This is a genomic window from Croceivirga sp. ABH4_376, assembly GCF_056160685.1.
On record NZ_JBSWXQ010000002.1, the window covers coordinates 443,328 to 460,453 of the forward strand.

Sequence of the window (17,126 nt, forward strand, 5' to 3'; positions counted from 1 at the left end):
TTTCTTATTTTAAACGAATATCAGATACGGATGCACCAGAAGGAATCATAGGAAAAACGTTATCCTCTTGTTCTACCACTACCTCCAAGAAATACGGCCCATTATGCTCCATCATTTCCTTGATGCCCGCTTCTAAATCTTTTCTTTCTTCTATTCGGTTCGATTTAATGTGATACCCTTCTGCAATTTTTACAAAGTCAGGGTTAGTCATTACCGTGGAAGCATATCGCTTATCAAAAAACAATTCTTGCCACTGGCGCACCATTCCTAAGTGATTGTTATTAAGCACCACAATTTTAACACCCACATTGTGCTGAAAAATAACCCCCAATTCTTGAATGGTCATTTGGTACCCGCCATCACCAATAATAGCAACCACAGGACGCTCTGGAGCTCCCATTTTAGCGCCAATGGCTGCTGGTAATGCAAAACCCATAGTACCCAAACCACCAGAGGTGATATTGCTTTTACTTTGACGGAATTTTGCATAGCGACAGCCTATCATTTGGTGTTGACCCACATCTGTAACCACTACCGCTTTTTGGTCCGAAGCTATATTAATCCCTTCTATCACCTCTCCCATGGTTAGACCAGGTTTGGTTGGATGAATATCGTTCTTAATTACAGCCTCAAACTCTTCTTGGTATTTTTTATCGAATTCTGCTTTCCAAGCTTCGTGCGAATTCTCTTTTACTTTAGGCAACAACAATTTCAAGGAGGCTTTACAATCCCCTAAAACCGCTACATCTGCCTTAACATTTTTATTTATTTCTGCTGGGTCTATCTCCAAGTGAATAACCTTAGCCTGTTTTGCATAGGTATCTAAACTACCCGTAACTCGGTCATCAAAACGCATCCCAATAGCAATCAACAAATCGCACTCATTGGTTAATACATTAGGACCGTAATTACCGTGCATACCAACCATACCAACATTAAGCGGATGTTCGGTATCCATTGCAGAAAGCCCCATGATAGTCCAAGCTGCAGGTATACCCGCTTTTTCTACCAATCGTTTTAATTCTTCTTCTGCCTGTCCAAGAATTACGCCCTGCCCAAAAACTATCATCGGCTTTTTGGCCGAATTGATAAGTTCTGCAGCAGCAGAAATGGCATCCTCATCCGGTTCACTTACAGGTGTATAACTACGTACGCCAGTACATTTTTCGTAAGTGAAATCAATTTCATCAAACTGCGCATTCTTAGTAATGTCTACTAAAACAGGTCCTGGCCTACCAGAACGTGCTATATAAAATGCCTTTGCTAAAATTTCTGGAATCTCAGAAGCATTGGTAATTTGATAATTCCATTTGGTTACTGGGGTGGATATACCAACAATATCTGTTTCTTGAAAAGCATCAGAACCCAATAAATGTCTTGGTACTTGCCCTGTAATACAGACCATGGGCGTAGAATCTATTTGTGCATCTGCCAACCCGGTGACCAGATTGGTTGCTCCTGGTCCTGAGGTAGCCATAGCCACCCCTACTTTACCACTTACTCTTGCATACCCCTGTGCGGCATGCGTAGCACCTTGTTCGTGGCGTGTAAGAATATGGGTAAGTTTATCTTGGAACTTGTACAACTCATCATACACGGGCATTATAGCCCCTCCTGGATACCCATAAATTAAATCTACACCTTCTGCCAGCAAACAATGAATTATAGCCTCTGCACCTGTAACTCTCATGCTTTTTTGTTTTGCTGTTTTATCTTCTGTTGCTTTTAATGTTTCCATAAACCTTTTCTTAAAGGGCGTCAGTTACACAGCCTTTAGAGGCAGATGAAACCGTTTTAGCATATTTATACAAACTTCCTTTTCTAACTTTTAAATCTGGAGCAGCCCATTTGGCTTTTCTTTTTGCCATTTCTTCATCAGAAATAGCCACAGAAATGGTATTTGCCTCTGCATCTATGGTAATTATATCTCCGTCTTCTACCAAAGCAATGTTACCACCCTCCTGTGCTTCTGGCGCTATATGCCCAACTACAAAACCGTGTGTACCACCAGAGAATCTACCATCTGTAATCAATGCTACGTCTTTACCTAGTCCAGCACCCATAATAGCAGCTGTTGGCTTTAACATTTCTGGCATACCTGGACCTCCCTGTGGACCTTCGTAACGGATAACAACTACGTTGCCTTTTTTTACCAACCCATCGCGAATACCAGCATTAGCTTCAAACTCACCATTAAAAACTTTAGCCGGACCAGAAAAATGTAATCCTTCCTTACCTGTAATTTTGGCCACGGAACCTAATTCCGCTAGGTTACCGTATAATATTCTTAAATGCCCTGTTTCTTTGATAGGATTATCCAAATCGTGTACCACATCCTGTCCATCATGCAACCCAGGTACATCTTTCATATTCTCTGCCAATGTTTTACCGGTTACGGTTAAACAATCGCCATGTAACATGTTATTTTCTAGCATAAACTTGATAACTCCAGGAACACCACCAACATTGTGTAAATCTTCCATGGAATATTTACCACTCGGTTTTAAATCTGCCAAAAACGGAGTGGTATCACTAATACGTTGAAAATCATCCAAAGTAAAATCTATCTCCGCAGCCTTGGCAATTGCCAAAAAGTGTAAAACGGCATTGGTAGAACCACCTAGCACGGTTATAAGACGCACTGCATTTTCTAGCGATTTTTTAGTGATGATATCTAAAGGCTTAATATCATTCTCGATAAGGTAACGCATGGCTTCCCCTGTTGCCTTACCATCATTATTTTTTTGCGAACCTACCGCTGGGTTAGAAGAACTATACGGTAAAGACATTCCTAAAACCTCAATAGCAGAAGCCATGGTGTTTGCCGTGTACATACCACCACAAGCACCTGCACCCGGACATGCTTTTTGTATTACGGATTTGTATTCCTTTTCGTCTATGGAACCAGCTACTTTTTCGCCCCAAGCTTCAAATGCAGAAACTACATCTAATTTTCTATCATTATGGCAACCAGAGGCTATAGTACCTCCATATAAAAGAATAGAAGGCCTATTTAAGCGAATCATACCCATAAGCGCCCCAGGCATATTTTTATCGCAACCAACAACGGTAACCAGACCATCATAGTTCATAGCCTGTACTACTGTCTCCATAGAATCTGCAATAATATCCCTTGAAGGTAAAGAATAACGCATACCGTAGGTGCCCATAGAGATACCATCACTAACCCCAATACTATTAAAAATTAAACCAACAAGCTCTTTAGATTGTACACCTTCCTTTACATGTTTGGCCAGATCATTCAAGTGCATATTACAAGGATTACCCTCATAACCTGTACTCCCAATACCTATAAATGGTTTTTTTAAATCATCTTCTGTTAGCCCTAAAGCATAAAGCATGGCCTGCGCAGCAGGCTGGGTTGGATCTTGCGTTACGTTCTTGCTGTACTTATTTAATTCCATTAGTATATTTTCCTAAAAAGGGTCTTTTTATTGCATTTTATTTCGAATATCAAAGATATATGTTTACAACACCCTATATTTTTAACATACCCTATGTGTTTAGGTTCACTATTATTCTAACACACCTATAATTCTGATTATCAATATTTTAATTGTATTTTAAATATCATATTCAACTCTTTTAGAAAGTTGAAAATTTTTATAGGATATGTGGTGAGAAATGAGAGGTGTAGCTTAAAAAGCTGCCTAAGCTAGTTTAAACTGCAATTTATCTTGATGCTTTTTTTGAGCCAGTAACGCTATGGCTTCTTTCCTTAATTGAAGAATTCTAGGGTAACCGCCAGTTGTTTGCCCGTCTTTCATTAAGATTATTAATTTTCCTGCTGGCGTAAATTGAACGGTACCTGGCAGGGTTGCCGCTGTTAAAATTGAACTGTTGTGCCCTACCAACAATTCTTGCAATTGATAGGCCATTCTATTATTCTCCTTTGCAACCTTAAATTGTTTAGAAAACAAGCGGGTCAACTGATTATCTGTAAGTAAATCGAACTCCGGTCCCTTGTCTACCAATAGAATGTCTTTAGCATAGTTTTCTTTAACCTTTAATTCCGGAATTTTAGGCTGAAAACTATTAACCCGATCATAATTTAAAACATCTCCTTTTTCTAGTTTAATTGCCTTAGTTAATGGAGCATATTGAGATGCGCTATTTAAAACGGTTTCAGTATTAAAACCATTTTTGATACCTAAATAACAGCGTAAACCGGTATTTAATTTTCCAAACCTTAAGCTATCTCCAGTTTTAATCTTATAAATCTTATAATTGGTAATTGAAACTTTGTTTAATTGTGCTGAAAGGTCTGCCCCACCCATGCAGATATAGGTTGGTTGCGTAAACTCTATTTCTGGTCCCATCATGGTTATTTCGAGAATAGGAGTGCCTATTGGGTTTTCTAATAAGCTATTTACCTTATCGTAAGCTTCATCATCCATTACACCGCTTATTGGAACACCTTTGTTTCTGTAGCCAAACCTACCGGCGTCTTGTATGGTTGTGTAAAATCCAGGTTTAATGACTTTAAGCATCTATTACCACTTTTTCAGGTTCATAAATCCCCACTTCCATTTGAATTTTAATATGCTCATATTCTGATTGGGAAATTGATTTAAATTGAACCTTATCCCCTACACTAAAAAAACATGGATTATTTTTAGACACATCAAAAAGAGGAACTGGGCAGTTACCAATAATGTTCCACCCTCCAGGAGACGCCTGCGGATAAATACCAGTTTGTTTTGATGCCAAACCAACAGCACCTTTTTCAACTTTTAGCCGCGGTACTGACTTTCTTGGAATTTCTAAATTTTGCGGTAATCCACCCAAATACATAAAACCTGGTAAAAAACCGATACCGTAAATAGTATAAACAGATGTTGTATGCAAGTTAATAAGTTCACTTGCGCTTAGCTTTAAAAAGTTAGCCGTTTCATATAAGTCAATGCCGTAAACCTCATCGTAACACACGGGTAAAACCCACTTAACTTCACGGTTAGAAGCAGAAAGCACCAAATCATCATATTGTTTATTAATTAGCTCAACTAGCTTTGGATAAGAAAATGATTCAACTCCATTATAAACCAAGGTCAACGTATTATATGATGATATAAACTCCCAATTGTCATTAAATTTTTGCTTTAAAGCACTAGTCAAAAGCAAATTCGCATATAATATTTGTTCTGAAACATCTTTTTTCCAAGCAATCTCAATAGCTTTTTGTCCAAAAGGTTGTATCAAAATAGGTAGATGTTTGCTATTAGCTAATTTGGACATGATGTTCCGTTAGTTTTGTTCTTAGATATTTTAAAATCTCAATTGCATTTTCAGTGTCACCGTGAACACATAACGTATTTACTTTTATTTCTTGATAGTAGTTATCTATAGCTTTCACTCTATTTTCTTTAATCATAGGTAAAATGTGCGCCAAGATTTCTTCCTTTTTTAAAATTAAGGCATTTGAATCCTTCCTTGAAATTAAATTCAGATTCTTTCCATAATTACGATCTGCAAAACCTTCAAAAACTATTGGTAAATTATTTTTTTTGCATACTTCAGCTAGAGCGGAATTATAAGGCGTATAAATTTTGATTGATTTAGAATATTCTAGCACTACCTCAACAAATAAAGCTGCCAGGTTATAATTCTTTAGTAATTGATTGTAAAGCGCACCATGTGCTTTAATATGATTTAAATTAACCCCATGTTTGTTAGCAATTTTAAAAGCCATGCTTAATTGCCTAGAAAGACTATTTTTTAAATCACTTTCTGAAATATCCATTACAACTCTACCAAAGTTCTCTTTATCTGGATATCCTGGATGCGCTCCTATTTTGAGTTTGTAAGATTTTGCTAACAGCAGTGTGCTTTCAAAAATTGTTGGGCTACCGGCATGTGCACCACAGGCAATATTGCAGCTACTTAATAATGGAATTAAATGTTCTTCATTACCTATTCCTTCGCCTACATCTGCATTTAAATCTATGGTATACATCATTTATAAAATCCCAATTACTTTAACGATACTTCTTAATCCAAGAACAATGGATAAAACAATGATTAATAGCGCGGTGAAATTTTGCCATTTAGTATTTACGTAATGGCGCATTATTTTTTTACTGTTTACGAGCCATAATAGTAAAATAGCAATTATTGGTAAAAGTAGGCCATTAGCAACTTGTGCAAATTTTATAATCTGAATGGGTTTAATATCGAACGAAAGAGAAAAAACACCTATTATAATAATTAAAATCCAAACAGACCTAAACCGCCAATCTTTTGTAGAAGCTTTCCAACCAAAACAACTATTGGCAACATAAGCTGCGGCCAAAGGAGCGGTTATAGCAGAGGTTAATCCTGCAGCAAACAACCCTAATCCCATGAAAAAACGTGCCCCTGCCCCAAATAAGGGTTCTAGGCCCAATGCCAAATCCATGACCGTTTTTATTTCACCTTTAGGAATTGCAGCAGCCGCAACAATAACCGCCATAGAAACTAACCCGCCAATACCAATAGAAAAAACAGTATCCCACTGTACCCATCTCAAGTCTCTATAGGATTTCCATTTTTTATTGACCAAAGACGCATGTAAAAATAAATTGTAAGGTACTACGGTAGTACCTACCAAACTTACTACGGTAAACCAACTTCCAGTTTGCACCCTTGGTATAAACAAACCTTCTAACAATGGAAGCAATTTTGGTTTTGTTATTACAGCAGTAATTATAAAGGAAACACTCATTAAACCTATAAGTACGATAAATATTCGTTCTAAATTTTTATAACTACCAATCCAAAGCAAACCTATAGCACATAAACCAACTATAATTGGATATAAGGTGTTTAAATTAGGCCCAAAAATGGCTTCTAAACCCAGAACCGCCCCACCAATATTACCGGCCTCATAAGCCGTATTACCAATTAAAATTGCACCTAATACAATGCCAAGAACAAGATACTTAAACCATGCCTGCCCTATCTCTTTGGTAATTGCATCTGCCAACCCCATTTTAGTTATTAGTCCTAAACGGGCGGCCATCTCTTGTAAAACCATTGTTGCTAAAATGGAAAGTAAAATTGCCCATAACAAAGCAAAACCAAAACGAACACCAGCCAGGGAACAAGCGGTAATGGTTCCTGGACCTATAAAAGCGGCGGCCACTAGTACACCTGGCCCAATTTTTTTAAACATGCGGATTACAATTCACTGGGTTAATTTAACAGTTCTAATTCAGTTTATATGCATTTCATCTAAAAAAGTGTATTTCGTCTAAAAGTTGAACAAATAATATACTAATTGAATAATGGTACAGTTATAATATTCCCAAATCTAAATTTAAACCAAAGAGACCTACTTACATGACATGTTGTGATTGTAAAAAAAATATCGGCTTTAGGGAGCAACAAGACTCACTCGAAAAATATGGCGTTGCCTTATGTGAACGCCATAGCCGGTTAATTGATAAAATTAGAGAAACGAACAACACCCCACTAGAGGCAGTACAACTGTACTATGCCTTGAAAGAAGCGGGAGCCAACCCTATGTTAGAATGGTGGGATGGACATAAATCTATTGATATTGCGATTTCTAGAGTAAAACTAAATATTGAGTTAGAAACAGAATACCAAATGATTACCCATGAACAAGCAATAAACGACCTTGAAGACGCCATGCATTCATTTAAAAACGGTTTTACAACCATTCGCGTACCAAGTATTGTTGTTCGCTATTATCTAGCAGATACGGTACGAAACATTCTTGGTATTATGGAGGGATTAAAGGCAAATATTAAAGTTATCTAACCCAGCCAACCTTCTCTATCTAAACTTCTATATTGTATGGCCTCCGAAATGTGTGAGCCATTAATATCTTTTTGATTGTCTAAATCCGCTATGGTACGGGCAACTTTTAAAATTCTATCGTATGCACGTGCAGAAAGGTTTAAGCGTTCCATGGCAGTTTTAAGCAAAAGTTTTGAATCTTCATCAAGAACACAAAACTTCCTAATTTGTTTAGTACTCATTTGAGCATTATAATGCACCTTTTCTAATTCTTGAAAGCGAACAGTTTGTATTTCCCTAGCTTTTGTAACCCTTTTACGTATTTCTTTACTGCTCTCTCCTTTCCTATCTTCTGAAAGTTTATCAAAAGGGACAGGCGTAACTTCTATGTGAATATCAATTCTATCCAATAAAGGACCGGAAATTTTACTCAAATAACGCTGCATTTCTGCAGGAGATGACGTTACTGGGGCATCTGGATCATTAAAATATCCTCCTGGGCTTGGGTTCATACTTGCTACCAACATAAAACTACTTGGATACGTTACCGTAAATCTAGCTCTAGAAATAGTAACATCCCTATCTTCTAGGGGTTGACGCATAACCTCTAGTACAGAGCGTTTAAATTCTGGTAATTCATCTAAAAAAAGAACCCCATTATGTGCCAAAGATATTTCTCCTGGTTGTGGATACGTACCTCCGCCTACCAGTGCTACGTCTGAAATGGTATGATGGGGCGATCTAAAGGGTCTTTGACTCATTAAGCCAGAATCCTTGACCTTACCAACGACACTATGGATTTTGGTGGTTTCTAAAGCCTCGTGCAACGTCATAGGCGGTAGAATAGAAGGTAATCTTTTTGCTAGCATGGTTTTACCAGCACCGGGAGGACCAATTAGGATTATGTTATGACCACCTGCTGCGGCAATTTCCATACATCGCTTTATACTTTCTTGTCCTCGTACATCAGAAAAGTCAAATTCTGGAAAATCTAGCTTCTTATAAAATTCGGCCCGCGTATCAATAACGGTTTGTTCTAAAGGTGTGCCATTATCAAAAAATTCTATCACCTCTTTTATACTCTCAACCCCGTAAACTTCTAACTTATTAACTATGGCAGCCTCTTTTGCATTCTCTTTAGGTAATATAAAACCTTTATAACCTTCTTCTTGTGCTTTTATAGCAATAGGTAAAGCGCCTTTAATTGGTTGCAGCGTACCATCTAACGACAATTCGCCCATAATGAGGTATTTATCTATATCTTGGCTCTTTATCTGATTAGATGCAGCTAAAATACCAAGAGCCAACGTTAAATCGTACGCAGAGCCTTCTTTTCTTAGGTCTGCAGGCGCCATATTAATTGTAATTTTTTTACCTGGAATTTTAAAACCATTGTTTTGTAGGGCTGCAGCTATTCTATAGTTACTTTCTTTAATGGCATTATCTGGCAATCCTACCAAGTGATAACCAATACCCTTATCTATATTTACCTCAACAGTAATAGTAGTGGCTTCCACGCCAAAGACGGCGCTACCGTATACTTTAGTAAGCATGTGTTAGTGTTTGCTGCTAATTTATAAAATACTGATTAGAAAAACACTACACATTAATTTAGTTAATTGGCTCCAAAACTAGGACATCTTTAGAAACCGACTCTATTTCTTGTTGGTTCATCATCATTTTTCTGAACTCCCCATTTACATACTGTTCTACTTGATCCTTGTAATGCTTACTTAAGGGATTACCAGATTGGCCAGTTGGCAAAATACTTGTACTATTCTCAATATCAGAAAAATCGATTACCCGTCTTGTGGACGGTCCGGAAGAAACTCTATAAAAGCCAGTGCTGTCATAGGGGAAACTCAAATTATTAATTACCTCCCTACTCCCTTCTATAGGAAATGGCCCTACATTAAAAAAAGAGCGCAAGGCTTCTACTTGACCTATTGGATGCTCAAACTCAATTGTATGCACCCTATCCCAAGTCCATTTGGTATAATCTGCTCCAAAATCCCTAACCAAAGATTTGTACGCGTCTGCCAAAGATCGTGCTACAATGTCTTCTTTTGTTTCTATCTTATCTTTTGTTCTAACATCGTCCCACCAAATTCCAGTTTTGAATCTTGTGCCAGTAGATACGTGTCTTTTCATCAAGTGAGTTCCCAAAAACTGTTCAAATTTTTCTGGCCCCAATTCATCTTCAAAAGAGTTTTTTAAAACATAATAAACACTTCTGTGAAAATAAGTAGCCGCAACACTATTTAATGGGTAATCGCCTTCCCAGGAGTTTAGCAAGTCTAATATTTCCAATTGTTCCGGACTATAATTAGATATTCCAACAAAACGTAAGGATTCATTTATAATTTTTGGATTTAAAGAAGAAGTAACATCCAATATCATTTTTTGGGTGTCATTTAGTGTCCAGTCTTCTTTGTTGTTCAAGAGCTCTACAATTCGTTTAGCCCTGTTCTCTGGCAAATAGTAACCCGGATATAATTTACCATTTACACTATCTGGTTGGTTATTTGCAGAATATACATAGTTCCAAGGTGGGTTAATGGCATGCGGGTTGTCTTTAAAATCAATTAAATCTACTGGTTCTTCTTTACCTAAAGTACCATCTAGGATAAACTTGGTCTGTACACTGTCTGGCATAGTGTATAATTGGGCTGTTGCCCACCATGCTACGTTTCCTTCTGCATCTCCGTACATAACATTTAAACCAGGAGCGTGTATTTTGGGTAATGCAGCTCTAAAATCGGTTATATTCTTTGCTTTTATCATCCCATAAAGACCATCTAAAACTTCATTAGTGTCTTTTTTGGTATACATCCACGACATGGCCACAGGTGTTTTATCTGTTATTTGGTTGGCAATGCCGTTTAAAACAGGACCATGCCTAGATACCTTATACGAGAATTCTATGTCCTCTTCACCTTTTACCCTAATTATTTTAGTAACGTTCTTATAATCTTGCCAACCATTTTCTGTTTTATATTGATTGGGGTTTTCAGGATTATTCATTTCAAAATAAAAGTCCAAGTCATCATTTTGGAACATGGTAAGCCCGTAAGCAATATTCCTATCATGACCCAATAATGGAAATGGCACACCTGCTAAGTGGTATCCATATTTTTCATAAGTTGGTGTTATCAAATGAGCCTCGTACCAGACTGAGGGTTGTGCAAACCCAATATGTGGGTCGTTCGCAAAAATAACTTTTCCGTTCTTTGTTTTTTCAGGAGCCAATACCCAACTATTACTCCCTTCAAACAAGGGCACTGGCATTTTTTTTAAGGCATTATAGGCTATTCCGGATAATTCACTTGATACAGAATCCTTGTCTACATCATAATTTTTTATTATTTCGGTTGTTGGATTGGTATTTATAGGAAGGTTTTTTAAATACGCCGGCCCCAGTTTGTTTTTTATGTGTGTAAGTAAGGGGTCTGTCTTATGTGCTTGGGCAAAAGTAAATGCCATATATCCAACCGTGTTATATACATCTTCTAACTTAAATGGACGTTTATCAATACCGGTCAAATAAAACTCAACGGGTGTAGGTCCTTCCTCTAAAAATTGATTTATACCGTCTAAATAAGCCTGAGCCAACCTAGCCATTTCTGAATTTTTATCTAATTGGCTAACTGTTTTTTTAGTATGCTCGTCTATACCCAAAGAAAGCATAAACTTATCGGTATCTACCAAATCCTTACCAAATACCTCGCTCAATTCTCCCTTAGCTATACGGCGCATAAGCTCCATTTGCCATAGTCTGTCTTGTGCATGTACATACCCTAAGGAGCGGTAAGCATCTTCCTCGTTATTTGCATATATATGGGGTATACCATAAGGATCAAAATAAACGGTAACTTCCTCTTCCAGACCATTAATTTCTTTTGATCCTTCGTAAGTTGGGGTTAAAGTGTTAATAAAAATAAATGCTGCAAAAAGAATAAGCAGCAATAGCCCTAAAACGGACCAAAGTACTTTGCGTAACTTTTTCATTGGGGGTTGATCTAGTTGGTCAAACCCCTAAATTAGTCTTTTTTTAGAAAAAATTACTTTTTATTTAATCCAGATTTAAGCCAATTTAGATAAGTGGTTTTATCTACATATTGCACAGCATCCGTAAGTACCTCTAGCTCTGGCGAAAGCAAAACATAATAAGGCTGAGATGCAGAATTGAAATTTACCGTTTGAAACGTACCCCACTTTTGTCCTATTGTTTTTATCGTCTTTATTCTTCCACCATCATACTGAAATTTGAATTGCTCACTATTTGGCAATTCTTTTCTATCATCAACATAAAGCGAGATTAAAATATACTCCTCTTTAATTATGGGGTATATTTCTGGGTCGCTCCATACATTCTCTTCCATTTTTCTACAGTTTACACAGGCCCACCCCGTAAAATCTAATAAAATGGGTTTGTTCTCTGCTTTTGCAACCGCTAGACCTTCTTCAAAATTCTTGTAACAATTTAAACCTAACGGACAATCTGTCTCTTGTTCTGCAACAGAATAAAAAGCCGGTGGAGGAAAACCGCTTAGTAATTTCAAAGGAACAATTTTTGCTACCCCTAAAATTAAATACACACTAAATAACAAACTAAGGACACCTAAACTTTTTCTGCCTAGCGAAAGTTTTTGCTTAGGACCATCATGCGGAAACTTAAATAGCCCAAGTAAATAAAGCGTTAGCAATACAAAAATTACTATCCAAATAACGAGGAACACTTCTCTTTTTAAAAGTCCCCAATGCCCAACTAAATCGGCGTTGGATAAGAATTTAAAGGCCAATGCCAACTCCAAAAATCCTAGGGTAACCTTTACGGTTGTCATCCATCCACCAGATTTTGGCAAGGAGTTTAACCACGCCGGAAATAGTGCAAATAACATAAACGGTAAGGCAAGTGCTACTCCAAAACCTGTCATACCAGCTGTTAAATTATTGGCCACGCTACCTTCTGCTAAAGTAGTACTGCCCAACAAGCCCCCAAGTATTGGCCCGGTACAAGAAAAAGAAACAATTGCCAAGGTTATGGCCATAAAGAAAATTCCAAGGACTCCTCCCACTTTGTTAGAAGCGCTATCTAATTTATTGGCCCAAGAATTTGGTAGGGTTAATTCGTAATAACCAAAAAACGAAAACGCAAAAAAGATAAAAATGATAAAGAAAAAGACATTTAACCATACGTTGGTGGCAATGGTATTTAAAATTTGTGAATCTACTGAGTTGAATAAATGAAAGGGCAAACTCAATAAAAAGTAAATAAGGACAATGAAAAAACCATACAATAATGCGTTTTTAATTCCTTTTGCTCTTGTTCCCGTATGTTTAGTAAAAAAGGATACCGTAAGTGGTATTAAAGGAAATACACACGGTGTAAATAAGGCTATTAATCCTCCTAAAAAACCTAATCCAAACACTACCCATAAATTGCTTGTGCTATTATTATTGGCTCCCTCGGCTCCGTTTAATCGTTCTTTATGTTTTAAATCTAGTTTTAGTGCAGCCGTCATTTTTTGGCTTCTTGCGTCTAATTTTTCCGTTACCAGATTTAAGGCGGATCCATCTAAAGAAATATTAAATTCCTCTTCTTTTAAAACACATACTTCTTTGCAAATTTGATAATACAAAATAACCTTAATCTGCTTAACATTTGGTTTCAACAATTCTATTTGTTGATTAAAAACAGCCTCTTCCTTGAAAAAAGTCTCATCAACATCAAAAACCTCCGTGTATTTGGTATATGTTTTACCCTCTTTGGTTTTACCAACCAACTTGTAATCTTCACCAACGCCAACAAATTCAAATTCACTTGGCATAGAACCACCCTCCGCTGTGTAGAGCGAATAAATAAACCAGTCTTGTAAAATATTAGCCCTAAACTGTAATTGAAATTCCGTGTCTGACAGCTTTTCTACACTATGAGACCATACGGCAGGTTCTTCTTCGGTCTGCGCATGAAAAAATTGAAAAATCAGTACAAATAGAAGTAGGAAACTTTTTTTCATTTAATCTAAAATAACTTTTAAAATTGAGGCAGTCGTGTCTTTTATCTTATATCTATCGTCAATTCTTTTACCCACCACCCAAACTATATCATCGCCTGAACAGAGCAACCACTGTTGATTTTTCTCTAGAACATGCATTTTTTCATCCTTGAAATATTTAGACAACTTCTTGCTACCCTTCATACCATAGGGGTAAAAATAATCGGCTTTCTGCCACTTCCTTAAAACTAACGGGTACTTTAACAAATCCTTATCTAAATAGGCTATCTCATTGGATTTTTCCTCTAGCCCACTTACGCTTTCAAAAACTAAGGAGATAGGATTAGTTATAACCGAAATATGTGAGGGTATTGTATATTGCTTAGGTTGATTTATATTTTCCTTTTCCGAGAGGAATAAAGTAGTTCTATCTTTAACCAACATATGGGTTTCAGAAGCTATAAACTTACCGCTTTGCGCAGATAATAATGCTTCCAAATCTTTCCACTGAGTAAATTGATACGGTTTAAATAACAAGTACAAATAATCTTTTAAAGGTTTTAATTTCTGTAGTTCTGCTATTTGAATCTGTATTTGCCCTTTATCCTTTACAAATAAATTTTTACGAAGTAATTTTGCATAATCTTCTAATAAATTGGCAGAACCGTTTAAATGGGATAACGTCTGCCTAAAATTAGTATCGAAATTAGGATGCAGGCCTTCTAAAATTGGCACTATATTGTTTCTAATGGTGTTACGCTTGTACTTATCGCTTTTATTACTACTGTCTTCGCGCCATGAAAGAGCTTGTTCAGTTGCAAAAGACAACAATTCTCTTCTGGTAAATGGAAGTAATGGTCTAATAATATTAAGATTGATAGCTGGCACTCCCAATAAACCTTCTAATCCCGTTCCCCTAGCAAAGTTGATTAAAAAAGTTTCTAGGCTATCATTGGCGTGGTGGCCTGTTAAAATATATTGAAAGTGATGTTCCGCACATAATTCTTCAAAAAAAGTATAGCGTAGCTCTCTAGCAATCATTTGTAACGAACCTGATGCGTTTTTCTGAATCAATTCAGTATCAAAATGCTTTACAAATAGGGGTACTGCTAAAGATTGGGCTAAATCTCTAACAAATTGCTCGTCTCCTTCACTTTCTTTTCCCCGTAGCTTATAATTACAGTGCACCAAGGCAAAATCTAGATGCATAGCTTTTGATAAGTGGGCAAGAAGCACACTATCTAAGCCTCCACTACAGGCAATTAACAGTCGGGAATGGAGTAATTGAGGTAAATTTTCTTCTATATGTGCTTTAAACTTGTCCAGCATTTAGGACAAAGGTACGGTTTAAACAGATTTTAAAAAGGCCTCCAATGCCGCTTGGTGTGCTTCTAGCAAATCTTTGTTTACAATACCTTCTTGCGCATTAAAATTAGCACCAAAACTAGGCATTGAAAATGTTGCCGTAATGGTTGCTCCAAATCTAGGTAATAAAGTCTCTGCCATTGATATTGCACCTTTTGCTCCCCCTTTACCGGTAGAGGCTCCCATTAAAAGGACTTTTTTATTCAACATAAATTTTCGGTCTAAGCGAGATAACCAATCTAACATATTTTTGAAGTAGGCAGATAAATGCCCATTATGTTCGTTAACAGCTATAAGCAACGCATCTGCATCTTGTATTTCGTTTTTTAATTCTACCAACGAATTAGAGTAACCGTCTTTCTCCTCTAAATCTACACTAAACATAGGAAAAGGATAATTGGCTAGGTTTAAACTATCTGTTTTATGTTTTTGAATTTTGTTGACGGTAAATTTTACCAGTTCATAATTGATAGATTTTGAAGAATTACTACCTGCAAATGCCAATATACTAGCCATAGTGTTTTTTAAAATGTTTATCACTAAAATAACTTTAAAATCAACTAATTGAATCTTTTTTAGCTAATTTTGCGGCATCAATAATCCAAAGCTAGAAATATTAAGTATATCTAGTTTAAACCAATAAAGTGAGCGCAAATTCCAAAAGACTATTTTTTATAGACGCCATGCGTGCCTGGGCTATTTTAATGATGCTACAGGGCCACTTTGTAGATGGTTTGTTAGACCCTATATTTAGAGATACCAGTAACAGCGTTTATAATATTTGGCTCTATTTTAGAGGAATAACAGCCCCTGTATTTTTTACGGTTTCTGGGTTTATTTTCACCTATTTGTTGGTAGCAGCTCCTGAAAATGGGTGGAAAAACCCTAGAGTTAAGAAAGGAATTCGCCGTGGTTTACAACTAGTATTCATTGGGTACTTATTACGTTTAAACCTTTTTGGTTTACTAAAAGGCGAATTATATGATGGGTTTTACCTTGTAGATGTACTGCATTGTATTGGTTTATCTATTTTAGGTATTGTTACCGCTTATTTGGTAACAGCCAAGAAAAAACCATGGGTGCTACCGTTTAGTCTAATCTTAATTACCCTTGTTTTATTTGTTTTTGAACCCATTTACAAAACATGGAAACTAGATTGGCTCCCTGTGGGACTAGCAAATTACTTTACTAAAGCAAATGGGTCTGTATTTACTATTTTTCCTTGGTTTGGTTATACCACAATAGGTGCATTTGTTTCTTTACTTTTTACCAAATACAAAAACAACAATAAGCTATATCCTGTAGCTATTCCCTCTGCAATGGCATTTGGGTATTTGTTACTATTTCAATCCTCAAATTTCTTTGAGTATTTGTTAAACAAAACTGGCTGGGAAATCTTTGGTTTAATTCTGAACAACAACTATTTGTTTATACGCTTAGGTGATGTTTTTCTGGTATTTGCCATTTTTATGTTGTTCCGAAAAGTTTTAGACCAAAAGACCATTTTAAAAATTGGTGGCAGTACACTAACCATATATGTAATGCATTTTGTTATTCTATATGGAAGTTTTACCGGTCTAGGACTTTACAAATTTCTTCATCATGAACTGAGTCCAGCTTTTGCAATTCCTGGAGCTATACTTTTTATGATTGTATGTACCTATCTTTCGTTACTTTTCGTAAAATATGAGGATGATGTTAAAGGGCAATTAAGATACATTTGGAGCGAAATTTTAGTACAGCTACAAAGTATCACTACTTTACTAATTCCTCCTATTAAGCTGGTTTTAGAACGGTTAAAAGGGCTCATATTGCGCATATTTGCTGGGGTTAGAAATTAATCTAACTAATTTTTATAGCACCGTTAATTTCTACAACCGTAAGTTGCAAACGGGTTTTTCTTTTCTATTTGTTTTTTTACAGGGTAAAACGCCAGACAATTTGTCTTTATCAACTGTAGTTAATTTGGTTATTTTTAAAACATACAGACCAAAAGCTACC

The 17,126-nt window shown here is 36.5% G+C and carries 13 protein-coding genes; 2 read left to right on the top strand and 11 right to left on the bottom strand.

Annotated elements, in window-relative coordinates; genetic code table 11:
• Window positions 1-4 precede the first annotated feature (4 nt).
• The 6 genes from ilvB to ACXAGS_RS06270 form a co-directional block, all read right to left on the bottom strand.
• Window positions 5-1,738: a biosynthetic-type acetolactate synthase large subunit gene (gene ilvB / locus ACXAGS_RS06245; RefSeq protein ID WP_474905493.1), complete on the bottom strand. Its 1,734-nt coding sequence runs from the start codon at window positions 1,736-1,738 to the stop codon at window positions 5-7.
• Between the two features lie 10 nt (window positions 1,739-1,748).
• Entirely contained in the window at window positions 1,749-3,425 is a 1,677-nt protein-coding gene (ilvD, locus tag ACXAGS_RS06250) for a dihydroxy-acid dehydratase (protein WP_474905495.1), read from the bottom strand.
• 246 nt (window positions 3,426-3,671) lie between these two features.
• On the bottom strand, window positions 3,672-4,511 hold the full coding sequence (locus ACXAGS_RS06255) for a 5-oxoprolinase subunit C family protein (protein ID WP_474905497.1): 840 nt from the start codon (window positions 4,509-4,511) through the stop codon (window positions 3,672-3,674).
• Window positions 4,504-5,256 (bottom strand): 5-oxoprolinase subunit PxpB, encoded by a 753-nt coding sequence (gene pxpB, locus ACXAGS_RS06260; RefSeq protein ID WP_474905498.1) that lies wholly within the window; start codon window positions 5,254-5,256, stop codon window positions 4,504-4,506. The genes ACXAGS_RS06255 and pxpB overlap by 8 nt, the downstream gene beginning before the upstream one ends.
• Window positions 5,240-5,977 carry a 5-oxoprolinase subunit PxpA gene (gene pxpA, locus ACXAGS_RS06265; protein WP_474905500.1) on the bottom strand — a complete coding sequence of 246 codons (738 nt, stop codon included), beginning with the start codon at window positions 5,975-5,977 and terminating at the stop codon, window positions 5,240-5,242. Before pxpA ends, pxpB begins: the two co-directional genes overlap by 17 nt.
• Window positions 5,978-7,171 carry an Nramp family divalent metal transporter gene (locus tag ACXAGS_RS06270; RefSeq protein ID WP_474905501.1) on the bottom strand — a complete coding sequence of 398 codons (1,194 nt, stop codon included), beginning with the start codon at window positions 7,169-7,171 and terminating at the stop codon, window positions 5,978-5,980.
• A gap of 167 nt (window positions 7,172-7,338) precedes the next feature.
• On the opposite strand from ACXAGS_RS06270, the gene ACXAGS_RS06275 reads away from it, so the two are divergent.
• Entirely contained in the window at window positions 7,339-7,782 is a 444-nt protein-coding gene (locus ACXAGS_RS06275) for a hypothetical protein (protein ID WP_010516598.1), read from the top strand.
• Here ACXAGS_RS06275 and ACXAGS_RS06280 read toward each other — a convergent pair.
• Genes ACXAGS_RS06280 through ACXAGS_RS06300 form a run of 5 tightly spaced genes read right to left on the bottom strand, consistent with a single transcriptional unit; the run spans window position 7,779 to window position 15,641 of the window.
• The gene (locus tag ACXAGS_RS06280) at window positions 7,779-9,314 is read right to left on the bottom strand and encodes a YifB family Mg chelatase-like AAA ATPase (RefSeq protein WP_474905503.1); all 1,536 of its coding nucleotides are present in this window, start codon (window positions 9,312-9,314) and stop codon (window positions 7,779-7,781) included. The two genes, ACXAGS_RS06275 and ACXAGS_RS06280, sit on opposite strands and share 4 nt — an antisense overlap.
• 58 nt (window positions 9,315-9,372) lie before the next feature.
• Complete coding sequence (locus tag ACXAGS_RS06285; RefSeq protein WP_474905505.1) at window positions 9,373-11,769, bottom strand: penicillin acylase family protein; 2,397 nt, start codon at window positions 11,767-11,769, stop codon at window positions 9,373-9,375.
• 53 nt (window positions 11,770-11,822) lie between these two features.
• The gene (locus ACXAGS_RS06290) at window positions 11,823-13,781 is read right to left on the bottom strand and encodes a protein-disulfide reductase DsbD family protein (protein ID WP_474905507.1); all 1,959 of its coding nucleotides are present in this window, start codon (window positions 13,779-13,781) and stop codon (window positions 11,823-11,825) included.
• Window positions 13,782-15,089 carry a tRNA lysidine(34) synthetase TilS gene (gene tilS / locus ACXAGS_RS06295; protein WP_474905509.1) on the bottom strand — a complete coding sequence of 436 codons (1,308 nt, stop codon included), beginning with the start codon at window positions 15,087-15,089 and terminating at the stop codon, window positions 13,782-13,784.
• Window positions 15,090-15,107: 18 nt separating this feature from the next.
• Window positions 15,108-15,641 (bottom strand): NADPH-dependent FMN reductase, encoded by a 534-nt coding sequence (locus ACXAGS_RS06300; protein ID WP_474905511.1) that lies wholly within the window; start codon window positions 15,639-15,641, stop codon window positions 15,108-15,110.
• A gap of 128 nt (window positions 15,642-15,769) precedes the next feature.
• On the opposite strand from ACXAGS_RS06300, the gene ACXAGS_RS06305 reads away from it, so the two are divergent.
• Complete coding sequence (locus ACXAGS_RS06305) at window positions 15,770-16,966, top strand: heparan-alpha-glucosaminide N-acetyltransferase domain-containing protein (RefSeq protein ID WP_474905513.1); 1,197 nt, start codon at window positions 15,770-15,772, stop codon at window positions 16,964-16,966.
• Window positions 16,967-17,126 lie beyond the last annotated feature (160 nt).